The sequence below is a fragment of the Mesobacillus sp. genome (genome assembly GCF_049588175.1).
Classification (GTDB): Bacteria; Bacillota; Bacilli; order Bacillales; family Cytobacillaceae; genus Mesobacillus.
This window is the reverse complement of the sequence record NZ_JBAVFI010000723.1, coordinates 1-1,766: the sequence shown is the minus strand read 5'-3', so window position 1 is coordinate 1,766 and position 1,766 is coordinate 1. Positions and strand designations below refer to the sequence as shown.

2 protein-coding genes are annotated in these 1,766 nt (G+C 36.6%); both read left to right on the top strand.

The window, feature by feature from the left end:
* Window positions 1-196: 196 nt before the first annotated feature.
* Entirely contained in the window at window positions 197-547 is a 351-nt protein-coding gene (locus tag WB217_RS17550; RefSeq protein WP_423994582.1) for a VOC family protein, read from the top strand.
* An 83-nt stretch (window positions 548-630) separates the two neighbouring features.
* Window positions 631-1,548, top strand: a complete 918-nt coding sequence (locus WB217_RS17545) for a DUF1002 domain-containing protein (protein ID WP_423994580.1) — start codon at window positions 631-633, stop codon at window positions 1,546-1,548.
* Window positions 1,549-1,766: the final 218 nt, after the last annotated feature.

The following is a 1,766-nucleotide window of genomic DNA, read 5'->3' as shown; positions in this document are numbered from 1 at the left end:
ATATTAGGCGGAATCATTTTGTTTTTCTCACTAAGTTTCCTTTTTTCTGGCACAAATATGGACTCATCATTTTTCATCGGTATTTTTCTTTTTATCCAGTTGAGCTTTATTACTACTCTGCTATTCAATCTAATGCATAAGGTCAAAAAACTTGAAAAATCTCAATCAGAACATGAAAATAAGAGGGGGGCGTAGCATGAATCCAATCTTAAATGAAGTAGGAACCATTTTCATCCCTGTCAGCGACATTGAAAAGGCACGAGATTGGTATTGTGATATACTAGGTTTTCCGAATGATGGAGAAATACTATTTGACCATCTATATGTTCTGCCAATGAAGGGTACAGGCATAGTATTAGACAGCAAGATTTATTCAGAACAAACTATTTTTCGTACCCCGGCATTTCATTTAAATGCAGCTGATATTCGAAAGGCATATGAATATTTAAGTGGCAAACAAGTGGATTTGGCTACTGCCATTGAACATGAACATTGGTTTAATTTCAGAGACCCTGATGGCAACCACATCATGGTATGCAAATGCTGAATTCTAACTGCAGATTCTTTTACTAACAAAAGTGTATGTTATTAAGCGAAGAACTAGATTTCATAAGAAGAGGAGATTCATATATGTTATTAAAAAAATTAATAAAGCTAACTGCCATTGTGAGCTTATTTACACTCGCACTGGGATTTGCCATACCGGCCTTCGCTTCCAGCGATAATGATGAAGATAGCATCAACGAAAAATACGGCCTTCCGATCGTTGTATATGGTGAAGCTTTATCAGAAAAGCAAAAAGGTGAGGTACGTGAATTACTCGGTGTAAAGGATCCAACAAAGGTTAAAGAAATTACAGTTACCGGTAAGGACCTCGTTACTTATATAAAAGGTGATGAACATTCCAATATGTATTCTTCTGCAAAAATCACAAGGAAGGATACAGGCGAGGGTCTGGTCATTAACCAGGTAACACCTGAAAACATTACGGAAGTTACAGATGAAATGTATGCGAATGCATTATTGACAGCGGGTATCCAGGATGCAGTAGTGGATGTCGCTTCACCAGTTAAGGTTAGCGGACATTCAGCTTTAGTAGGTATTTACAAGGCCTATGATGAAGGAGAAGGAACAGCATTAAACAAAGATCGTACTGAGGTAGCAAATGAGGAGTTAAACCTTGCAACCGATTTGGCGAAAAAGGAAGGTCTTGATCAGGATAAAGTCAGTGAGCTCCTGACAGAAATCAAAAAAGAAATCGCTGCACAAAACCCGGCAACCAAGGAAGAAATCGAGAAAATCATCGATGAAAAATTAAAAACACTGCAAATCCAGCTCAGCCCGGACGACAGGCAGCTGCTTGTAGATCTGTTCAATAAAATGCGTGACCTGAACATTAACTTTGATAATGTACAGTCGCAATTAGAGGATTTATCGAATGATATCCAAAAGCGGATCGAAGAAGCAGTTGGTGATAAAGGATTCCTGCAATCAGTATCTAACTTCTTTAAGGAGTTATTTGAAAGCATTAAAAATATTTTTTCTTAAGATCTTATCATAATCTTCCTTGCATATGAAAAAACTTCGTATTGTCGCAAATAAAAACAGGGGACTATTCCTCTGTTTTTTATTTTTCTATTTTCAGCTTTATTTTATAATGCAATAATTAGAACATTAACTCAATTAGAAAAAGGGAGTATAAATCAATGAAAATTCGCCAAGCGGGAGAAAAAGATGCTGAAAATTTTGCCAGACTTATACGGGAT